At 67.0% G+C, this 17,623-nt stretch carries 24 protein-coding genes; 18 read left to right on the plus strand and 6 right to left on the minus strand.

Translation table 11 applies throughout. From position 1 onward, the window contains the following. The first annotated feature begins 47 nt into the window (after positions 1–47). The 15 genes from VAR608DRAFT_RS24135 (at position 48) to VAR608DRAFT_RS24200 (ending at position 7,142) form a co-directional block, all read left to right on the plus strand. Entirely contained in the window at positions 48–755 is a 708-nt protein-coding gene (locus VAR608DRAFT_RS24135) for a hypothetical protein (RefSeq protein ID WP_088956369.1), read from the plus strand. Beyond that, positions 742–960 (plus strand): hypothetical protein, encoded by a 219-nt coding sequence (locus VAR608DRAFT_RS24140; protein WP_088956370.1) that lies wholly within the window; start codon positions 742–744, stop codon positions 958–960. The genes VAR608DRAFT_RS24135 and VAR608DRAFT_RS24140 overlap by 14 nt, the downstream gene beginning before the upstream one ends. Beyond that, positions 960–1,397 carry a hypothetical protein gene (locus VAR608DRAFT_RS24145; RefSeq protein ID WP_088956371.1) on the plus strand — a complete coding sequence of 146 codons (438 nt, stop codon included), beginning with the start codon at positions 960–962 and terminating at the stop codon, positions 1,395–1,397. The genes VAR608DRAFT_RS24140 and VAR608DRAFT_RS24145 overlap by 1 nt, the downstream gene beginning before the upstream one ends. Beyond that, complete coding sequence (locus VAR608DRAFT_RS24150) at positions 1,394–2,035, plus strand: YkgJ family cysteine cluster protein (protein WP_157731106.1); 642 nt, start codon at positions 1,394–1,396, stop codon at positions 2,033–2,035. The genes VAR608DRAFT_RS24145 and VAR608DRAFT_RS24150 overlap by 4 nt, the downstream gene beginning before the upstream one ends. Beyond that, the gene (locus tag VAR608DRAFT_RS24155) at positions 2,025–2,363 is read left to right on the plus strand and encodes a hypothetical protein (RefSeq protein WP_088956373.1); all 339 of its coding nucleotides are present in this window, start codon (positions 2,025–2,027) and stop codon (positions 2,361–2,363) included. Before VAR608DRAFT_RS24150 ends, VAR608DRAFT_RS24155 begins: the two co-directional genes overlap by 11 nt. Further along, positions 2,360–2,656, plus strand: a complete 297-nt coding sequence (locus VAR608DRAFT_RS24160; protein ID WP_157731107.1) for a hypothetical protein — start codon at positions 2,360–2,362, stop codon at positions 2,654–2,656. The genes VAR608DRAFT_RS24155 and VAR608DRAFT_RS24160 overlap by 4 nt, the downstream gene beginning before the upstream one ends. Next, positions 2,649–3,029 carry a hypothetical protein gene (locus VAR608DRAFT_RS24165; RefSeq protein ID WP_088956375.1) on the plus strand — a complete coding sequence of 127 codons (381 nt, stop codon included), beginning with the start codon at positions 2,649–2,651 and terminating at the stop codon, positions 3,027–3,029. Before VAR608DRAFT_RS24160 ends, VAR608DRAFT_RS24165 begins: the two co-directional genes overlap by 8 nt. Before the next feature lie 78 nt (positions 3,030–3,107). Further along, positions 3,108–3,695, plus strand: coding sequence for a hypothetical protein (locus VAR608DRAFT_RS24170; protein ID WP_088956376.1), 588 nt, complete (start codon positions 3,108–3,110; stop codon positions 3,693–3,695). A 4-nt stretch (positions 3,696–3,699) separates the two neighbouring features. Continuing rightward, complete coding sequence (locus VAR608DRAFT_RS24175; RefSeq protein ID WP_088956377.1) at positions 3,700–3,951, plus strand: hypothetical protein; 252 nt, start codon at positions 3,700–3,702, stop codon at positions 3,949–3,951. Between the two features lie 16 nt (positions 3,952–3,967). Further along, entirely contained in the window at positions 3,968–4,144 is a 177-nt protein-coding gene (locus tag VAR608DRAFT_RS37230; RefSeq protein WP_157731108.1) for a hypothetical protein, read from the plus strand. A 28-nt stretch (positions 4,145–4,172) separates the two neighbouring features. Further along, positions 4,173–4,457 (plus strand): hypothetical protein, encoded by a 285-nt coding sequence (locus VAR608DRAFT_RS24180; RefSeq protein ID WP_088956378.1) that lies wholly within the window; start codon positions 4,173–4,175, stop codon positions 4,455–4,457. 17 nt (positions 4,458–4,474) lie between these two features. After that, positions 4,475–4,840, plus strand: a complete 366-nt coding sequence (locus VAR608DRAFT_RS24185; protein ID WP_231972943.1) for a helix-turn-helix transcriptional regulator — start codon at positions 4,475–4,477, stop codon at positions 4,838–4,840. Positions 4,841–5,145: 305 nt separating this feature from the next. Next, the gene (locus VAR608DRAFT_RS24190) at positions 5,146–6,285 is read left to right on the plus strand and encodes a cupin domain-containing protein (protein ID WP_088956379.1); all 1,140 of its coding nucleotides are present in this window, start codon (positions 5,146–5,148) and stop codon (positions 6,283–6,285) included. Continuing rightward, positions 6,275–6,787 carry a hypothetical protein gene (locus VAR608DRAFT_RS24195; RefSeq protein ID WP_088956380.1) on the plus strand — a complete coding sequence of 171 codons (513 nt, stop codon included), beginning with the start codon at positions 6,275–6,277 and terminating at the stop codon, positions 6,785–6,787. The genes VAR608DRAFT_RS24190 and VAR608DRAFT_RS24195 overlap by 11 nt, the downstream gene beginning before the upstream one ends. Positions 6,788–6,881: 94 nt before the next feature. Then, the gene (locus tag VAR608DRAFT_RS24200) at positions 6,882–7,142 is read left to right on the plus strand and encodes a hypothetical protein (protein ID WP_088956381.1); all 261 of its coding nucleotides are present in this window, start codon (positions 6,882–6,884) and stop codon (positions 7,140–7,142) included. A 62-nt stretch (positions 7,143–7,204) separates the two neighbouring features. Here VAR608DRAFT_RS24200 and VAR608DRAFT_RS24205 read toward each other — a convergent pair whose 3' ends face one another. From VAR608DRAFT_RS24205 to VAR608DRAFT_RS24225, 6 genes are all read right to left on the minus strand, one after another. Further along, the gene (locus tag VAR608DRAFT_RS24205; RefSeq protein ID WP_088956382.1) at positions 7,205–7,981 is read right to left on the minus strand and encodes an MBL fold metallo-hydrolase; all 777 of its coding nucleotides are present in this window, start codon (positions 7,979–7,981) and stop codon (positions 7,205–7,207) included. Between the two features lie 25 nt (positions 7,982–8,006). Beyond that, positions 8,007–9,098, minus strand: coding sequence for an outer membrane protein assembly factor BamC (gene bamC / locus VAR608DRAFT_RS24210; protein ID WP_088956383.1), 1,092 nt, complete (start codon positions 9,096–9,098; stop codon positions 8,007–8,009). A 110-nt stretch (positions 9,099–9,208) separates the two neighbouring features. Next, positions 9,209–10,135: a 4-hydroxy-tetrahydrodipicolinate synthase gene (dapA, locus tag VAR608DRAFT_RS24215; protein ID WP_088956384.1), complete on the minus strand. Its 927-nt coding sequence runs from the start codon at positions 10,133–10,135 to the stop codon at positions 9,209–9,211. Positions 10,136–10,179: 44 nt separating this feature from the next. Next, complete coding sequence (locus VAR608DRAFT_RS24220) at positions 10,180–10,734, minus strand: class I SAM-dependent methyltransferase (protein WP_443082885.1); 555 nt, start codon at positions 10,732–10,734, stop codon at positions 10,180–10,182. After that, positions 10,731–10,871 (minus strand): hypothetical protein, encoded by a 141-nt coding sequence (locus VAR608DRAFT_RS37235; protein ID WP_157731109.1) that lies wholly within the window; start codon positions 10,869–10,871, stop codon positions 10,731–10,733. Before VAR608DRAFT_RS37235 ends, VAR608DRAFT_RS24220 begins: the two co-directional genes overlap by 4 nt. A gap of 7 nt (positions 10,872–10,878) precedes the next feature. Next, positions 10,879–12,096, minus strand: a complete 1,218-nt coding sequence (locus VAR608DRAFT_RS24225) for an MFS transporter (protein WP_088956386.1) — start codon at positions 12,094–12,096, stop codon at positions 10,879–10,881. A gap of 139 nt (positions 12,097–12,235) precedes the next feature. Here VAR608DRAFT_RS24225 and VAR608DRAFT_RS24230 point away from each other — a divergent pair, with 139 nt between their 5' ends. The 3 genes from VAR608DRAFT_RS24230 to parC all read left to right on the plus strand — a co-directional run bounded on the left by VAR608DRAFT_RS24230 (position 12,236) and on the right by parC (position 17,601). After that, positions 12,236–14,233 carry a DNA topoisomerase IV subunit B gene (locus tag VAR608DRAFT_RS24230; protein ID WP_088956387.1) on the plus strand — a complete coding sequence of 666 codons (1,998 nt, stop codon included), beginning with the start codon at positions 12,236–12,238 and terminating at the stop codon, positions 14,231–14,233. 88 nt (positions 14,234–14,321) lie between these two features. Beyond that, positions 14,322–15,185, plus strand: a complete 864-nt coding sequence (locus VAR608DRAFT_RS24235; protein ID WP_088958944.1) for a lytic transglycosylase domain-containing protein — start codon at positions 14,322–14,324, stop codon at positions 15,183–15,185. Between the two features lie 34 nt (positions 15,186–15,219). Next, positions 15,220–17,601 carry a DNA topoisomerase IV subunit A gene (gene parC / locus VAR608DRAFT_RS24240; protein ID WP_088956388.1) on the plus strand — a complete coding sequence of 794 codons (2,382 nt, stop codon included), beginning with the start codon at positions 15,220–15,222 and terminating at the stop codon, positions 17,599–17,601. Positions 17,602–17,623 lie beyond the last annotated feature (22 nt).

Raw genomic sequence — 17,623 nt, forward strand, 5'->3', positions numbered from 1 at the left:
CTAACCAACCCTGGCGAGTGGGTGTTCTGACCGAAGGAAGGATTGCGATGATATTCGAGATCAAGACGATGTCGACGGTGCGCATCATTCACGTCAACCCGTGCGCTGAAAAGCACGGCGGCGAGAACGTGCCGGCTGTCGACCTGAAGCTGCGCATGGAGACATCCAACGTAGCGCTGTCGATGTTCCACCCGGAACTGATGCAGGCCCTGTACTACTCAAGCGAAAGCACACGGGCGCAGAACCACATCGAGGGGGTCGAACCGGTCGCAGCGCCGAACCGGGTCTTCGAGAAGCTGCTGCCACTGCGCTGGAAGGACGAGGGCACCGGCTACACCCTGCGCATCGATCACGGCCTGGGCGGGAAATCCGATCTTGTCCTTGGCGACTGCACGATCAACGACTTTGCGATCGATCCCAAGGAAGGCGGCACGGTCGGTCTGACCTGGCGGCTGCAATGCACGAGCGCGGGTGAACGCGAGCTTGGAAAGTTGGCCATGCTGACCGAGTGCGACGTTAAGGCCACGCTCACCCTGTCCGAGGACGACGGCGTTCTGTGGCCGTTCCCCGGCACCCGATCGGCCGAAGACCAGGTGCAGCGCTCCAGCGCCGCCGCCACCGCGCCGGCACCACCGCCGACGGTCACCACACGCAAGCGCAGGACCGTGGCGAAGGACGGCGCGAAGGATGCATCGCAGGTTTTCGTAGATCAGCATGCCCAGCCCGTTAAAGGCCCTCGCCATGACCATCGATGACATGCTCGCCGTGCCCGGCTTCTATGCCATGTCCACCCTGTCCAGGGCGGCGGTGGTCTATACGACCGTGGAGGTCGATGCCGATGGCACGGTCTATCAGCTCACCCGCGCCGGCCGGCGCGATCGCGTGCTGCACCCCGAGACGTGGGTAGCGGATGCGATCGTGCTCGGCCGCATCGATGACCCCAAGCGAAAGGCTCACTGATGACCGAACCGCTCACCCTCACCGATCAGGAACGCGTCGAGCACGTCGCGCGCATGATGCGCGAGCTGCTCACCGAGCATCGCCTGGCGGGCTGCTTTTTCCTGAGCGCCCCGACGCACTGTGCCGACGCGATCATGTTCGACACGGCGCCGTGGCTGCGCCTGAAGCTTGAAACCGACGACGAGGGCGTGACGATCGGCGCGCGCATGCGCTCCAAGCTCGACGAGTACCGCGCGCGGGGCCTGGCCGAGGCCGAGGCCCGTGCGGCGCAGGGCGCCGATATCTCGGCGACGATCAACACGCTCGATTTCCTGGCCGTGCACATGGCGCAATTCTCAATGGTGGTCCTGCAGCTCGCGAGCCAGACGCAGCAGCACTTCGGCTCGGTGACCACCAGCGAGCGCGTTGGAGACGCATGGGGAAGGAAGCCCTCATGACGCGCCAGTCCTTCATGCCGCATACCGAGGCCTTCGCCAAGATCTTCACGAACGCGAGCGAGCGCGAGCGCACGATGCTCGGCGAGATGCATCTGCACTACGAGGGCCAGGTGCGGAAGATGGTCGAGCAGGGCCACGAGCCTCACAACATCGCGCACACGCTGAACGGCCTGGTCGACGACAGCGTGGCCGAGACGCTCAAGACTCGCAACGGCCGCCAGGTGCAGTGCAAGCGTGGCTGCGCGGCGTGCTGCAAGATCCATGTGAGCATCACTCTCGCGGAGGCGAGCCTGCTGCTGATCGCGGCCGAGCAGAAGCGCATCGAACTCGACTGGGACAAGGTGGAGCGCCAGGCCGAGCATGGCCTCGCGACATGGAAGGAGCTGCCCCCGGGCGACCGGCGCTGCGTGTTTCTGAACGAGAAGGACGAGTGTCGGGCCTACGAGCATCGCCCTGCGGCGTGCCGCAAGTACCTCGTTGCGAGCGACCCGAAGAACTGCAACACGTACAAGTACCCCGACGCCGAGGTGAGGATCGTGGCGCCCATCGTCGGGGAGGCCGTTGTGAGCTCGATGCTCGGCGTGCTCGACTGGGGCTCGATGCCGCGGATGTTGAAGGAGATCCACCATGGCCGTTGACGCATCCACCTTTCACCTCGCCGCGGTTCTCTGCGACCTGAGCCTTGACCGGCTCTATCACATGACCGGTCTCTTTGGGATGCCGGATCACGCTGCAGAGATCCGCTCGGTCGACAAGGGCCGGCTGGTCGCGCGCATCGTCACGCAGGGCATCGGCGCGATCGAGTCGTTCAGCTCTGGCGAGGTCAGCGTGGTCTTGTTCGCCTGCCTCGTCGGAATGAAGAGGGACGGGGCCAGCGATGCGGACCTGCGCGGCGTGCTGCAAACGCTGCAAAGCGCAGCAAAGACCAACGAGGTCCTGCGTCGTGCGATGGGAGCCGCGTCATGATGAAGCTGGAAGACCATCAATTCGCGAGCGCCTGCCCCTACTGCGCGCGCCGGCACCAGTTCGCCAGCAACGCGACCGATGGCCCGCGGCCCAAGGACGGCGACTACTCGCTTTGCATCGGCTGCGGCCACTTCGGCATCTTCGATCACGCCGCGCCGGACGGCATCCGCCGCACCACGGCCGGGGAAGCCGCCGAGATCTCGATGAACCCGGACGCCTCGCGGGTGCAGCTCGCCTGGCGCATGGCGGACCAGAGACGCCGCGCTGCGGCGCAGGGGCGCGGCCATGCGTGAGAAGCTGCCCTTCACTCCTTTCCGATGCGTGATCCGCACCGACGGGCGCATCGAACGCCTGGACAAGCCGGTCACGTTCGCCGAGATCGAGAAGCTCATCGGCGCGGCGATGACCGATAGCGTCGTGCTGCGCCAGTTCGGTGAGCATCCGATCCACGTGATGATCGTCGATGACCTCGGCTACGAGACGACGCTGATCGACCACGGCGGCGGGCGCTTCGAGCAGCGCTGCACCAAGGCGCGCAAGCCCGTGAACGCCGAGGCCACGCGCCTGTACCACACAACCTGCGTGCCCGGCGCCACGCACCAGATCGTGGGCGACGTCGTCGTCGTTCCTGACTACGACTACGAGACGCCGGCGAGGTCCCTCTGATGCGTCCCGCGCTCGCCTGTCATCCTCCCGATTGATGACGCCGACCTCTTCACCGCAGCCATAAGGTAAAGGAATGTCATGCACACCGAACCGATCACCCTGGACCGCGAGCGCGCCCGCGTGCTGTGGCGCGACTACCGCAAGCACCAGCACTGGAGCCAGCCGATCGACGATGAGGTCTCGCGCACGTATCACGCGCTCGCGCAGGGCAAGGTGGTGATCCGGGCGCTGGAGAGCATGAAGGTCGCGGGTCTCGATGCAGGGGGGTTGCCCCGGCTGGCGCTCGTGCGCGCCGATGCAGAGCACTGCTGGCTGCAGGCCGAGTCCGATGGCAGCGCCGTCTTCACGATGAACCAGTCTGCGCTGCACGCGTGGCGAGACTCCGCCTATGCGCGCCAGCGCATCAACATGCCGCGGGGCAGCTTCGCCTTCACGCAGCGCAAGCGCGCATGCGCGATCGTGCCCACGGTGCCACTGCCGCTGCGGCCCAAGCGCGGGCTTGAGAACTACCACATCCTGTTCGAGGCCGAGTGGATGCCAGTGCCGCCGAAGGACCCGATGCTGCTGCGGCGCGTCGGGAAGGCGGACCTGTGGATCGTGTGCGCAGCGTGGGACTTGACCGAGGTCGAGCAGGCCGCCCTGGCCGCTCGCATCATGAGCGCGTGAAGCCATGCCGAACTACTGGATGTACGAGACGAGCGGCGTGCTGCGTCCGGCCGTGGAGGCCTACCTGCGGGACGAACCCATGACGCCGGAGCACATCGCCGCGCTGCGCGCGTACCTGCGCCAATGGATCGCGTATCCGTGGGCCGGCAGCGAGGCGGTGCACGTGCTGCGCAAGGCCGTGGACCAGCTCTACAGCCGCGAGGCAATCGATGACTGGCTGGAGCTGGCCATCGAGCAGTGCATCGACCCGCTCTGAAAAGGAGCCCCGATTCATGCAAGAAAAGGAAGACGAAGAGTCGATGACCGAAGACGATGCCATGACACGCAGCGCCTGGCGCCGCGCCGATATCGATCGCGAGCAGCGCCAGGAGGTGCTGTATCGGAGCTTGCTGCTGCTCGCCATCGTTGCGTGCGTGGCGGTCTTCATGTGGATGTCATCGACCATGTGAACGCATGTCAGAAAGGAGGCACCCTTTCATGAAAGAAGAAGAAGCTGATCCGGAAGACGATGACCTGGGTAGCAAGCAGTTTCTTCGCAAGAGCGAGCAGGCGAGGTGGCTCGGTGTCAACCCGCGCACCATCACGCGCATCGCCGAGAGGGACCCGACGTTCCCGCCCGAGATCCGACTGTCCGAGACTCTGCTGGTACGCAGCCGCCAGAAGCTCGAGATCTGGCTGCAAGCCCAGACGCAGGAATCGTCCGCACCCGAGGGGCGGGTGGTGCTCTTCAAGCGCGGCCGTGGACGGCCCCGCAAGGAATAACCAGGAGGGCGCTCGCCATGATTGAATCCGTGCCGATGACAGTAGCCACCCCAACGCGCCGCCTAATCAAGCTCGATCAGGTCATGTCCCTCACGGGTCTTGGCCATTCCTACATTTACGACAAGATGAGCAAAGGCGAATTTCCGGCAGCTGTGCGCCTCGGGCGCGGCATTGCCGTCGCGTGGTATGAGGACGAGATCCAGGCCTGGATCAACTCGCGCCCCCGTGCCACCCGGCCGGGTGCGCCGGTGTGGCAGCCACCCGCCGCAGACGCGGCAGCAGCAGACCCACCTGCAGAGCCAGCTGTTCAGCCAGCCGCCGTGGACGGCCCGCGCATGTCCAAGTACGGCCGGCATCTCGGCCGGCCCGCGCGCAAGTCCTGATAGCGCCACAAAGGTGCGGCCCCAAACGGCCCGCGCCAAGGCCGCTATCCGGTCCCCCACGCGGCTCACGGCCGCAACCGCCCTACGCTGAGCAGCTCCAGCGCTCATTCCGTAGGCGCGGTGCTACGCTCGCACGGTGCCCTCAGAGATTCCGCCGGAGAATTCCAAAATGCCGGAGAAAAAACAAGAAAACTGCTTATTTCTTAGGCATTTTTCAATGTGGGCACAAATGTAGGTAGAACGCACCACCCCTCTGGAAACCCGCATGAATAAAGGCTCTCGGCAATCCATACGAGAATTCTCCCATGGAGATTGATCAACCCCTGCCTCTGCTCGGCGGTCTGAGCGCCCAGCAATTCATGCGACGCCATTGGCAGAAGAAGCCGCTGCTGATCCGGCAGGCGGTATCCGGGATGGTGCCACCAATCGCGCGCGGCGAGTTGTTCGACCTGGCCGCGCGTGAGGATGTCGAGTCGCGCCTGATCCGGCACGCAAGCAAGGGATGGACCCTGCGGCACGGCCCGTTCTCGCGCCGCGCCTTGCCGTCGTTGCGCCAGGCCCAATGGACGCTGCTGGTGCAGGGCGTGGACCTGCATCACCAGGGCGTGCACGAGCTGCTTTCGCGTTTCCGCTTCGTGCCCGATGCGCGGCTCGACGATCTGATGATCAGCTACGCCAGCGACGGCGGCGGCGTGGGCCCGCACTTCGACAGCTACGACGTGTTCCTGCTGCAGGTGCACGGAAGACGCCGCTGGTCCATCGGGCGGCAGCGCGATCTGCGCCTGCAGCCGAACGTGCCGCTCAAGATCCTCGCGCAGTTCGAGCCCGAAGAGACTTTCGTCCTCGAGCCGGGGGACATGCTGTATCTGCCGCCTCGCTACGCGCACGACGGCGTGGCGGTCGGCGGCGACTGCATGACCTATTCGATCGGCCTGCGTTCGCCCGCCGCCGCGCCGCTCGGCGCGGATCTTCTGGCGCGCATCGCCGAGGCACGGGCCGAGGAACTGCAGGATGCCGTGGGGCAGGCGGCCATCCATTACCGCGATCCTTCACAGCCTGCCTTGCAGAACCCCGCGCAGATGCCGCCCGCCTTGCAGGCCTTCGCGCGCGACGCGGTGCTGGCCCTCATGCGCGACGGCGAGGGGATCGAGCGCGCGCTCGGCGAATCCATGACCGAGCCGAAGCCCACGGTGTGGTTCGACCAGGGCGAGCCGCTTTCGGCTTTGAATGGCGTGGTGCTCGACCGCCGCACGCGCATGCTGTATGACGCACGCCATCTCTACATCAACGGAGAGAGCTTTCGCGCATCGGGCCGCGATGCCAAACTGATGCGCCGGCTGGCGGATCAGCGCATGCTCGGTCCGCGCGATCTGGCGGGTGCAAGCGAGGATGCGCTGGCGCTTCTCGGCGACTGGTGCGAAGCGGGGTGGCTGCATGCAGACTGAAGACGATTCACATTCACGCATCGAATTGCCCGAAGGCTCGTTCGACGGACGCCATGCCTTCGACGCGCACTTGCGCAGCGCGTTCGCCGCGGCTTGCCAACAGAACTGGCGCGAGTTCGTCTGGAGCGATCCGGACTTCAGCGACTGGCCGCTCGGTGAACGCAGCGTCATCGATGCGCTGCAGGCATGGGCGTCCTCCGGACGCCAACTGATCATGGTCGCGGAGCGCTTCGACGTGTTCGAGCGCGAGCATGCGCGCTTCGTCCATTGGCGCAGGATGTGGGGACACATCATCGATTGCCGCGTCTGTCACGGACCGGGCATGCCGCAGGTTCCGAGCGCCATCTGGACGCCGACATGGTTTCTTCATCGCATCGACATCGAACACGTGCGAGGCGTCTGCGGCCGCAGTCCCGACAGCCGGCGCGCGGTGCGCGAGCGCATCGACGAGTGCCTTCGCCATGCGAAAAGCGGGTTTCCGACTTCGACATTGGGCTTGTAAGCCAATGCCGCGAATCGCACCTTGAAACAGTTGCGCGCGAGGATGCGGGTCTAGAATTTTTTGATCGTGACCCTCACCCAAAGGAGCCGTTGAAATGAACAAGCACGTACTGCTCGCGTCGCTGGTTGCCGCTGCCGCGTTGACCGCATGCGGAAAGAAGGAAGAACCCGCAGCGGCCGTCGTGGCGCCACCTGCCGCGCCTGCGCCCGCCCCGGCACCCGCTGCGCCGGCATCGCCTTCGTCGGATGCGACCCCCGCGACACCGTCGCCCAACGCGCAGTCCGCGCTCGATGCGGCGAATGCGGCGACCGAGGCTGCGAAGAAGCAGGCGGAGACGCCACCGGCCAAGCCCTGAGTGCGTCGACCGGATGAACGAAGGCCGCCCATGGGCGGCCTTCGTTCATCTGCGCTTCCTGGTTACAGGTCGAGCCAGGGCGAGCCCTCCGCCGCGTTGGCGGTGAGCATCTCGTCCTCGCGCGCGCCGAGCGCCTCGGCCATGACGCGGCGAACGATCTCCGGCCTGTTGTTCTGCTCGCTCAGATGCGCGGCGAGCACATGGCGAAGTCCGGCGTGCATCACGGCGCTCGCGATCGCTGCGGCTGCCGTGTTCGACAGATGGCCGTAGTTGCCGCCGACTCGCTGCTTGAGAAAGGGCGGATAGCGCGAACCCGCGAGCATGTCGCTGTCGTGATTGAACTCGAGCAGCAGTGCATCGAGTTGCATGAGCCGGCCCAGCACATGCGGCGTCGCGTGTCCCAGATCGGTCAGGACGCCGAGGCTGCGGGCACCATCGGTGCAGCGCAGCTGAAGCGGCTCGCGCGCATCGTGCGGCACGGTGAAGGGCTGGACGAGCATGTCGCCGACCACGATGTCGGCGCCGTCATGCGCGAGGTGAAGGTGCCCCCCGAAATCGCGGCCGCCGGTGGCGAGCCACGTGCCTTCGCTCATCCACACGGGAACGCCTTCGCGGCGCGACAGCGTATGCGCGCAGCCGATGTGATCGGCGTGCTCGTGCGTGATGAAGACGGCGTCGATGTCGGCGGCCGAAAGACCGGCGCGTGCGAGCCGGACTTCGAGATGGCGCAGCGTGAAGCCGCAGTCGATCAGGAGCCGGGAGGTCCTGCCGCCGCTGGTCGCCTCGACCAGCGTGGCATTGCCCGAGCTGCCGCTGCCAAGGCTCCGAAAGCGCAGCATCGGGCAGCAAGCCGGGGTGGCTGGGCTACTTCAGGTCGTCGGCGATGACCTGAACGATCCGCTTGGCATTGGCCGAGCTGTCAGGCGCACCCGAACCGTCGAGCACCGACACCGTGCTCGCATTGCCCGAGCCCTTGACCTGGATGCGGAACTTGAGCGGCGCCTCGGTCTTGCTCGAGCCGAAGGTGAACAGCTTGCCGAAGAAGCCCGGCTCGCTCTTGTTCGGATTCGGCGGCACGTAGCGCACGAAGTAGGTGCCGGCGGTGCGGTCGCGGTCTTCCACGGTGAAGCCGGTGCGGTCGAGTGCCAGGCCGACGCGGCGCCATGCGCGCTCGAAGCCTTCGCTGATCTGGACCACGGGCTGGCCGTTGACGTCGGCGATCTTGGCGGTCTGGATGGGCGCGCCGGCCGCGACGATGGCCTTGGACTGCTCTTGCGACACGCCGAGCTTGACCATCAGGCGACGAAGGAACTCGGCCTCGAGCTCGGGGTCGCTCGGTCGCGGCTGCCACATCGTGGCGTCCTGGCGGGCGGTGCTGTAGACCTCCTGCATGCCGCGATGGCTGATGAAGATCTCGGTGCCGTTGGAGGTGCGCTCCATGCGCGTGCGGAAGCGGTCGAGTTCGCCGGTCGAGTAGAGCGAATCCATGAACTTGCCGAGCGTGCTGCGGATGACGTCCTGCGGCAGCTTGGCGCGGTTTTCGGCCCAGTCGGTTTCCATGATGCCGAGGTTGCGCTGCTCGGTGGTGATCAGGAAGCCGCTCTCCTGCCAGAAGTCCTTGACCGGATCCCAGAGCTGCTCGGCGGGGCGATTGATCACCAGCCAGCGCTGCGAGCCCGCGCGTTCCATGCGGACGTCCCCGATCGAAGCGGCGGCCGTCGGCACGCCCGGCGAATTGGCCAGGCCGGCCTGGTAGGTGTTGGCCGACACCGCGCCGCCGGGGATGGCGTAGCGGTTGTCGCGCGAGAGCTGCGACAGGTCGGGCGGCACTTCGAGCGTGGGCGCCTTGCCGGCGCTCTTGTAGTCGATCTTGTCGCTTTCGAAGACCGAGCAGGCCGCAAGACTGGCGACCACGGCCAGCAGCGCGAATCGCGAAATGGTGTTCAACGTCATCATCTTTCTGGGAATGTCCGGCTCAATGGAATGGGCTGCATCGCCCGCAGTTTCAAAAGAGCGCAGTCCGAGCAAAAGTTGCCCGCATTCGCGAACTGCGCGGTAAAGATGGATCAACCCTTGAGGAGGCCGCTCGCCCGCAGCGCGGCCTCGACGGCCGGGCGGCTGGCTTCGGAAAGCTCGGTGAGGGGCAGGCGCAACGCCCCGCCGCACAGGCCGAGCCGTGCCATGGCCCACTTGACGGGGATGGGATTGGGTTCCACGAAGAGATTGCGATGCAGCGGCATGAGCTCGAACTGGATCTGCATGGCGCGCTTCACGTCGCCGGCGATGGCGGCCACGCACAGCTCGTGCATCTTGCGCGGCGCCACGTTGGCCGTGACGCTGATGTTGCCTTGGCCGCCGCACAGCATGAGCGCAACGGCCGTCGGGTCATCGCCCGAATAGATGGCGAAATTCTTCGGCACCTCGCGGATCAGCCATTGGGCCCGCTCGATGTTGCCGGTGGCTTCCTTGATGCCGATGATGCCCGGCACCTTCGCGAGCCGAAGCACGGTGTCGTGCGCCATATCGGCGACCGAGCGGCCGGGCACGTTGTAGAGCACGATGGGAAGGTCGCCCACCGCTTCGGCGATCGCCTTGAAGTGCTGGTACTGGCCTTCCTGCGTCGGCTTGTTGTAGTAGGGGACCACCTGGAGCTGGCAATCGGCGCCGACGCTCTTGGCGAACCGGGCGAGCTCGATGGCCTCCTTGGTGGAATTGGCGCCGCAGCCGGCCATGACGGGCACGCGGCCCCGCGCCTGCTCGACCGAGACGCGGATGATCTCGCAATGCTCCTCGACGTCGACCGTCGGCGACTCGCCGGTGGTGCCGACCACGCCGAGGCAATCCGTGCCTTCGTCGATGTGCCAGTCGATCAGCCGGCGCAGGGCGGGATAGTCGACGCTGCCGTCGTCGTGCATCGGCGTGACGAGTGCGACGATGCTGCCAGTCAGTTGCTCCAAGGGGAATCTCTTCTGTCGGTGGACGAAAGCGAACATTCTACTGATCCGCCGTTGCCCGCGGCTCAGGGCCGCCCCGGGGCCTACCGGGGGATCAGCAGGTGGCGGGGCGCGGAGGCGGCCGCTAGCGCCGCCGGGCGGACGGCGGCGATGCGCTGGACGAAGCGCTCCGGCTCGGCGAGAAAGCCGTTCTCGTAAGCGACCACTCGCAGGCCGGCGCAGGCGGTCAGCAATTCACCGGGCTGCAAGAGGAAATCGGGCCGGGAGGGTTTTCCGACCGTTTCGTTGCCCGCCGCGAAGGTCTCGTAGAGCAGAATGCCGCCCGGCGCCACCGCCGCCACGATGTCGGGGAGCCGTGGGCGCCACAGGTAGTTGGTGACGATCACGCCGCCGAATGTCCGGTCTGGAAACGGCCACGGACCGTTCTCGATATCCGCCAGAAGCGTCTGGCCGTACGGCGCGGCCGCGTCCAGCGCCTCCTGCGAGCGGTCGACGCCGGTGGCCGCATGGCCCCGTTCGGCCGCGAAACGCATGTGCCGCCCGGACCCGCAGGCGACGTCCAGGACCGTGGCGCCCGGCGCCAGCAGGTGCCACCAGCGCTCGATCCAGGGCGAGGGCGCGAGGGAAGCGTGGTTCAAAAGCAGGCCCAGAGCTGGTCGATCATCGTCACGAGGAAGGCCGGTTGCGCGTAAAGCGCGAACACCCCCGCGAGTACGACACTCCCCACGGCCAGCCAGCCGGTGCGCACGAGTCGAACGCGGGTCGTTTGTGACACGGATGCCTCAGGCCGGTTGCGGGGCGGGCCGCGCGATCGCGCTTTCCTTGACCGGCAGGTTGATCAGCGCCGCGAACACGCCGAGCGCGATCGCGATGTACCAGACGATGTCGTAGCTGCCGGTGCGGTCGTAGAGGTAGCCGCCGAGCCAGACGCCCAGGAACGAGCCGACCTGGTGGCTGAAGAACACGATCCCGCCCAGCATCGACAGATGCGCCACGCCGAAGATCTGCGCCACGATGCCGCTGGTCAGCGGGACCGTGGACAGCCACAGGAAGCCCATCACGGCGGCGAAGACGTAGACCGTGAGCGGCGAGATCGGCACGACGAGGAACAGCGCGATCGCCACCGCCCGGGTGATGTAGATGGCCGCGAGCAGCTTGCGCTTGGCCAGCCGCGCGCCCAGCGAGCCGGCGACGTAGGTGCCGAAGACGTTGAACAGCCCGATCAGCGCCAGCGCGTAGCTCGCCACTTCGGGCGCGAGGCCCTGGTCGCGCAGGTAGCTGGGCATGTGCACGCCGATGAACACCACCTGGAAGCCGCAGACGAAGTAGCCGGCCGTCAGCAGCATGAAGCTCGGATAGCCAAAAGCTTCGCGGATCGCGTGCCCGATAGTCTGGTGGCGGCGCACCGCGACCGAATCGTGGCGCGGCTCGCGCAGCCCGAAAGCCAGCGGAACGATCATGAGCACCATCGCGGCCAGCACGACCAGCGAGCTGTGCGCACCGAGGCGCGCGATGAGCTGGCCCTCCACCGGCACCATCAGGAACTGGCCGAAAGAGCCCGCCGCGGCCGCCACGCCCATGGCCCAGGACCGCCTTTCTGGCGAAATCTGCCGGCCGATGACGCCATAGATCACCGCATAGGTGGTTCCGGCCTGCGCCGCGCCGATCAGCACGCCGGCCGTCAGCGCAAACATCAGGGGCGTGGGCGAGAACGCCATCCCGACCAGGCCCAGCGCATACAGGACCGCGCCCGCCACCAGCACCCGGAACGCGCCCAGTTTGTCGGCCAGCATGCCGGCGAACACGCCGATCAGGCCCCACGACAGGTTCTGCACCGCGATCGCGAACGAGAACGCCTGCCGCGACCAGCCCTGTTCCTGCGTGATCGGCTGCAGCCAGAGCCCGAATCCATGCCGGATGCCCATCGACAGCGTGACGATCATGGCTCCGCAGAGGAGCACTTGCTTGAGGCTGAGAGGCTGGCTGGCGGTGCGATGCATCGCGGGCAATGTACCGAAAAGCCGATGCCGGCGCCGGCCTGAGGCCAAAAGCGATTATTGATATTTACGCATCGCATTGATGAGGCGTAGGCAGGGGTCCGTCGCGGCTTCCCGGGCTGCCGCCCTAGAATCCCGCGCCATGGCAAGCAAGGAACCAGGCAGTTACGGGGAAGCGTCGATTCGCGTCCTCAAGGGGCTCGAGCCCGTCAAGCAGCGGCCGGGCATGTACACCCGCACCGACAACCCGCTGCACATCATCCAGGAAGTGCTGGACAACGCCGCCGACGAGGCGCTCGCGGGGTTCGGCAAGAAGATCAAGGTCGTCCTCCACGCCGATGGCTCGGTGAGCGTGGAAGACGACGGCCGCGGCATTCCGTTCGGCCTCCATCCGGAAGAAAAGGCGCCGGTCATCGAACTGGTGTACACGCGGCTGCACGCGGGCGGCAAGTTCGACAAGGGCGCGGGCGGCGCCTACAGCTTCTCGGGCGGCCTGCATGGCGTGGGGGTCTCGGTGACCAATGCGCTGTCGAAGCGCCTCGAAGTGACCTCGTACCGCGAAGGCTCGGTCGCGCAGATCGCCTTTGCCGCCGGCGACGTCGTCGACAAGCTCAAGGTGCGCCCGCAGGAGAGCGCCGCGGCCGGGAATGGCGACGGCCCGCGCGACCGCCGGCAGGGCACCACGGTGCGTGCCTGGCCCGACGCGAAGTACTTCGAGTCCGCGGCGCTGCCGGTCCACGAACTCACGCACCTGCTGCGCAGCAAGGCGGTGCTGATGCCCGGCGTCTCGGTCACGCTGGCGGTCGAGAAAACCAAGGAATCCCAGACCTGGCTCTACAAGGGCGGCCTGCGCGACTACCTGATGCAGACGCTCAGCGGCGACCCGGTGATCCCGCTCTTCGAGGGCTCGGGCCATGCCGACAAGAACGCCGACAACTTCGCCGAGGGCGAAGGCGCCGACTGGTGCGTGGCCTTCACCGAAGAAGGCCAGCCGGTGCGCGAGAGCTACGTCAACCTGATTCCGACCAGCGCGGGCGGCACCCACGACAGCGGCCTGCGCGATGGGCTCTTCACCGCGGTCAAGAGTTTCATCGACCTGCATTCGCTGCTGCCCAAGGGCGTGAAGCTGCTGCCGGAAGATGTGTTCGCGCGGGCTTCGTACGTGCTGTCGGCGAAGGTGCTCGACCCGCAGTTCCAGGGCCAGATCAAGGAGCGCCTCAACTCCCGTGACGCGGTGCGTCTGGTTTCCAGCTTCGTGCGCCCGGCGATGGAGCTGTGGCTCAACCAGCATGTGGACTACGGCAAGCGGCTTGCCGAACTCGCCATCAAGGCCGCGCAGACGCGCCAGCGCGCCGGGCAGAAGGTCGAGAAGCGCAAGGGCTCGGGCGTGGCCGTGCTGCCCGGCAAGCTGACCGACTGCGAAAGCCGCGATACCGCGCACAACGAGGTCTTCCTGGTCGAGGGCGATTCGGCCGGCGGCAGCGCCAAGATGGGCCGCGACAAGGAATGCCAGGCGATCCTGCCCCTGCGCGGCAAGGTGCTCAACACCTGGGAAGTCGAGCGCGACCGGCTGTTCGCCAACACCGAGATCCACGACATCTCGGTCGCGATCGGCGTCGACCCGCATGGTCCGGACGACACGCCCGACCTCTCGGGCCTGCGCTACGGAAAGATCTGCATCCTGAGCGATGCCGACGTCGACGGCTCGCACATCCAGGTGCTGTTGCTCACGCTGTTCTTCCGCCACTTCCCGAAGCTCATCGAGGCCGGGAATGTGTACGTGGCCAAGCCGCCGCTCTTCCGCGTCGATGCGCCCGCGCGCGGCAAGAAGCCGGCGTCGAAGGTCTATGCGCTCGACGAAGGCGAACTCACGGCGATCCTCGACAAGCTGCGCAAGGACGGCGTGCGCGAGAACGCCTGGAGCATCAGCCGCTTCAAGGGCCTGGGTGAGATGAGCGCGGAACAGTTGTGGGAAACCACGCTGAATCCCGACACGCGGCGTCTGCTGCAGGTCCGGCTCGGCCGCTTCGACGTGCAGGGCACGCAGGGCGAGATCACCAAGCTGATGGGCAAGGGCGAGGCTGCCGCGCGGCGCGAGCTCATGGAACTGCGCGCCGACGAGGTCGAAGTGGACATCTGACGCACTGCCCGGCGGCGCCGAACATTTTGTGACGGTGCGGACGATGTGCGTTTACCGGGCGCGGGCATAGTGCCGCATGGCGAAATCGATGAGGTTTTCTGGATGGATCGTTGCGTTGCTGTCGGCACTCGTGCTGGCGGTTTCGCCGCAGGCTGCGCGGGCGACGGACATCTTCGGCTACGTCGACGACAAGGGCGTGGCGCATTTCGCGTCGGAAAAGGTCGACGAACGCTACCAATTGTTCTTCCGTGGCGGTCAGAGCTTCGATACCGCGAACGGCCTCGGTCGCGGGCGCGGCGGCCTGGCAGGCGGCAAGGTGCCGCGCGCCTCGCAGGCGCTGATCTCGATGTTCGAGGCCTCGCCGAGCTACAAGCCCGCCCAGGGCGCGATGCGCGAGGCGGCCCGCCGCCACTCGATCGACTACGAGCTGCTGCAGGCGCTGGTCGCGACCGAATCGGGCTTCGACGCGCAGGCCGTCTCGCCCAAGGGCGCGCTGGGGCTCATGCAAGTGATGCCGGCGACGGCGGAGCGCTACGGCGTGGCGGCCGACAAGCGCGCGTCGATCGAGAAAAAGCTCTTCGATCCGCGCATCAACATCGCCACCGGTTCGCGCTATCTGCGCGACCTGATCGCGATGTTCCCCGGCGACCTCGAACTCGCGCTGGCGGCCTACAACGCGGGCGAGGGCGCGGTGCAGCGCGCCGGCAACAAGGTCCCCAACTACCGCGAGACGCAGAATTACGTGAGCACGGTGCTCCAGCTCTACGCCTACCTCAAGCCTTCATCCGCGATCGGCCGCGGCCAGGCGCCGGCACGCATCCGCATGGAGATGGGCGTGCCGGTCGGCGGTGCCCTCGGTCGTGGCAATATGCCGCCCGACGTGCGCGGCCGTCCCGCGATGCCGGAACTGCCGGCGGCGCCGAAGACCGAATCCGCGGAGCCGGCTTCGTGATTTCGCGGATTTCTTTTTTCACTTCCTTGTTCCCATGGACCAACCCACGCTCGATTTCCAGAGCCCTGAAGACGACGGCGCGCTGACGCTGGCCGACTACGCGCAGACCGCGTACCTCGAATATGCGTTGAGCGTCGTCAAGGGCCGCGCCCTGCCCGATGTCAGCGACGGCCAGAAGCCGGTGCAGCGGCGCATCCTCTATTCGATGTCGCGCATGGGCCTGGGCTTCGGCGGCGCCAACGGCACCGTCGGCGCCAAGCCCGTGAAGAGCGCGCGCGTGGTCGGCGACGTGCTCGGCCGCTTCCATCCGCACGGCGACCAGGCCGCCTACGATGCGCTGGTGCGCATGGCGCAGGACTTCTCGCAGCGCTATCCGCTGGTCGACGGCCAGGGCAACTTCGGCAGCCGCGACGGCGACGGCGCCGCGGCGATGCGCTACACCGAAGCGCGCCTGTCGCGCATCACCAGCCTGCTGCTCGACGAGATCGACGAAGGCACGGTCGATTTCATCCCGAACTACGACGGCTCGACCGACGAGCCGCGCCTGCTGCCGGCGCGGCTGCCCTTCGTGCTGCTCAATGGCGCGAGCGGCATCGCGGTCGGTCTCGCGACCGAGATCCCGAGCCACAACCTGCGCGAAGTGGCCGATGCCTGCGTGGCGATGATCAAGTCCAACGGCAAGCTGAGCGACGAGGAGCTGTTCTCGCTGGTGCCGGGTCCGGACTATCCGGGCGGCGCGCAGATCATCAGCAGCGCGGCCGAGATCGCCGAGGCCTATCGCACCGGCCGCGGCTCGCTCAAGGTGCGCGCGCGCTGGAAGATCGAGGAACTTGCACGCGGCCAATGGCAGCTGGTGGTCAACGAACTGCCGCCGGGCGTCAGCACGCAGAAGGTGCTCGAAGAGATCGAGGAACTCACCAACCCGAAGGTGCGCGCCGGCAAGAAGGCGCTGACCACCGAACAGACGCAGCTCAAGGCCGCGGTGCTCGCGGTGCTCGACGGCGTGCGCGACGAGTCCAGCAAGGATGCGCCGGTGCGCCTCGTGTTCGAGCCGAAGACCTCGCGCATCAGCCAGGACGAGTTCATCGGCACCTTGCTGTCGCAGACCTCGCTGGAAAGCTCGTCGCCGGTCAACCTCACGATGGTCGGCATCGACGGCAAGCCGACGCAGAAGTCGCTGCGGCAGATGCTGAACGAGTGGATCGCGTTCCGCGAGGTCACGGTCGAGAAGCGCTCGCGGCATCGCCTCGGCAAGGTGCAGGACCGCATCCACATCCTCGAAGGCCGGCAGCTCGTGCTGCTGAACATCGACGAGGTGATCGCGATCATCCGCGCCTCCGACGAGCCCAAGGCGGCGCTCATCGCGCGCTTCAACCTCAGCGAGCGCCAGGCCGAGGACATCCTGGAGATCCGGCTGCGCCAGCTCGCGCGCCTCGAGGCGATCAAGATCGAGCAGGAACTCAAGAGCCTGCGCGAAGAGCAGAAGAAGCTCGAGGACATCCTCGCGAGCCCGGCGGCGCTGCGCCGCCTGGTGGTGAAGGAAATCGAAGCCGACGCCAAGAACTTCGAGGACCCGCGCCGCACGCTGATCCAGGCGGAGAAGCGCGCCGTCGCCGAAGTGCGCGTGGTCGACGAACCGGTGACCGTGATCGTGTCGCAGAAGGGCTGGGTCCGCACGCAGAAGGGCTGGGCCAGCGAGCGCGCCGCGGGGTCGGCGCCGCCCGAGTACAGCTTCAAGTCCGGCGACGCGCTCTACGGGGCCTTCGAATGCCGCACCGTGGATACGCTGCTGGTCTTCGGCACCGCCAAGGACAAGAGCGTGCGCGTCTACAGCGTGCCGGTGGCTTCGTTGCCGGGCGGCCGGGGCGACGGGCAACCGGTCACGACGCTGATCGATCTCGAAAGCGGCACGCATGTCGCGCACTACTTCGCGGGCCCACTGGGCGCGAACCTGCTGCTGTCGAGCAGTGGGGGCTATGGCTTCATCGCGGCGGTCGAGAACATGGTCTCGCGCCAGAAGGGCGGCAAGGCCTTCGTCGATGTGGGCGAGGGCGAGCAGCTCTGCGCTCCGTCGCTGGTCGGCGGCGCAGGCGGCGCCGAGCCGCTGCCCGCGGCCACGCATGTGTGCTGCGCATCGACGGGCGGCCGCATCCTGACCTTCGAGATCGGCGAACTCAAGGCGCTGCCGAAGGGCGGCCGCGGGCTGACCTTGATCGACCTGGAGGCCAAGGACACGCTCGCGGGCGCGGCCGCGTACACGCGCAGCGTGAGCATCGCGGGCGTGGGCCGCGGCGGCAAGGAGCGCGAGGAAACGCTGGAGATCCGCTCGCTCAACAACGCCCGCGGCGCGCGGGCGCGCAAGGGCAAGGCGGCCGATCTCGGCTTCAAGCCGGCAAGCGTCACGCGCGTGCAATAGCATGCATTAGCGCGCACGACGG

The organism is Variovorax sp. HW608 (genome assembly GCF_900090195.1).
Classification (GTDB): domain Bacteria; phylum Pseudomonadota; class Gammaproteobacteria; order Burkholderiales; family Burkholderiaceae_C; genus Variovorax.

Coding starts and splice junctions, on each gene's coding strand:
- VAR608DRAFT_RS24150 (WP_157731106.1), top strand. CDS start 1,394: ATGACGCGCCAGTCCTTCATGCCGCATACCGAGGCCTTCGCCAAGATC.
- VAR608DRAFT_RS24155 (WP_088956373.1), top strand. CDS start 2,025: ATGGCCGTTGACGCATCCACCTTTCACCTCGCCGCGGTTCTCTGCGAC.
- bamC (WP_088956383.1), bottom strand. CDS start 9,098: ATGATGACGTTGAACACCATTTCGCGATTCGCGCTGCTGGCCGTGGTC.
- VAR608DRAFT_RS24135 (WP_088956369.1), top strand. CDS start 48: ATGATATTCGAGATCAAGACGATGTCGACGGTGCGCATCATTCACGTC.
- VAR608DRAFT_RS24190 (WP_088956379.1), top strand. CDS start 5,146: ATGGAGATTGATCAACCCCTGCCTCTGCTCGGCGGTCTGAGCGCCCAG.
- VAR608DRAFT_RS24205 (WP_088956382.1), bottom strand. CDS start 7,981: ATGCTGCGCTTTCGGAGCCTTGGCAGCGGCAGCTCGGGCAATGCCACG.
- VAR608DRAFT_RS24160 (WP_157731107.1), top strand. CDS start 2,360: ATGATGAAGCTGGAAGACCATCAATTCGCGAGCGCCTGCCCCTACTGC.
- parC (WP_088956388.1), top strand. CDS start 15,220: ATGGACCAACCCACGCTCGATTTCCAGAGCCCTGAAGACGACGGCGCG.
- VAR608DRAFT_RS24165 (WP_088956375.1), top strand. CDS start 2,649: ATGCGTGAGAAGCTGCCCTTCACTCCTTTCCGATGCGTGATCCGCACC.
- VAR608DRAFT_RS37230 (WP_157731108.1), top strand. CDS start 3,968: ATGCAAGAAAAGGAAGACGAAGAGTCGATGACCGAAGACGATGCCATG.
- VAR608DRAFT_RS24225 (WP_088956386.1), bottom strand. CDS start 12,096: ATGCATCGCACCGCCAGCCAGCCTCTCAGCCTCAAGCAAGTGCTCCTC.
- VAR608DRAFT_RS24200 (WP_088956381.1), top strand. CDS start 6,882: ATGAACAAGCACGTACTGCTCGCGTCGCTGGTTGCCGCTGCCGCGTTG.
- VAR608DRAFT_RS24235 (WP_088958944.1), top strand. CDS start 14,322: ATGAGGTTTTCTGGATGGATCGTTGCGTTGCTGTCGGCACTCGTGCTG.
- VAR608DRAFT_RS24195 (WP_088956380.1), top strand. CDS start 6,275: ATGCAGACTGAAGACGATTCACATTCACGCATCGAATTGCCCGAAGGC.
- VAR608DRAFT_RS24170 (WP_088956376.1), top strand. CDS start 3,108: ATGCACACCGAACCGATCACCCTGGACCGCGAGCGCGCCCGCGTGCTG.
- VAR608DRAFT_RS24140 (WP_088956370.1), top strand. CDS start 742: ATGACCATCGATGACATGCTCGCCGTGCCCGGCTTCTATGCCATGTCC.
- VAR608DRAFT_RS24145 (WP_088956371.1), top strand. CDS start 960: ATGACCGAACCGCTCACCCTCACCGATCAGGAACGCGTCGAGCACGTC.
- VAR608DRAFT_RS24230 (WP_088956387.1), top strand. CDS start 12,236: ATGGCAAGCAAGGAACCAGGCAGTTACGGGGAAGCGTCGATTCGCGTC.
- VAR608DRAFT_RS24185 (WP_231972943.1), top strand. CDS start 4,475: ATGATTGAATCCGTGCCGATGACAGTAGCCACCCCAACGCGCCGCCTA.
- dapA (WP_088956384.1), bottom strand. CDS start 10,135: ATGTTCGCTTTCGTCCACCGACAGAAGAGATTCCCCTTGGAGCAACTG.
- VAR608DRAFT_RS24175 (WP_088956377.1), top strand. CDS start 3,700: ATGCCGAACTACTGGATGTACGAGACGAGCGGCGTGCTGCGTCCGGCC.
- VAR608DRAFT_RS24180 (WP_088956378.1), top strand. CDS start 4,173: ATGAAAGAAGAAGAAGCTGATCCGGAAGACGATGACCTGGGTAGCAAG.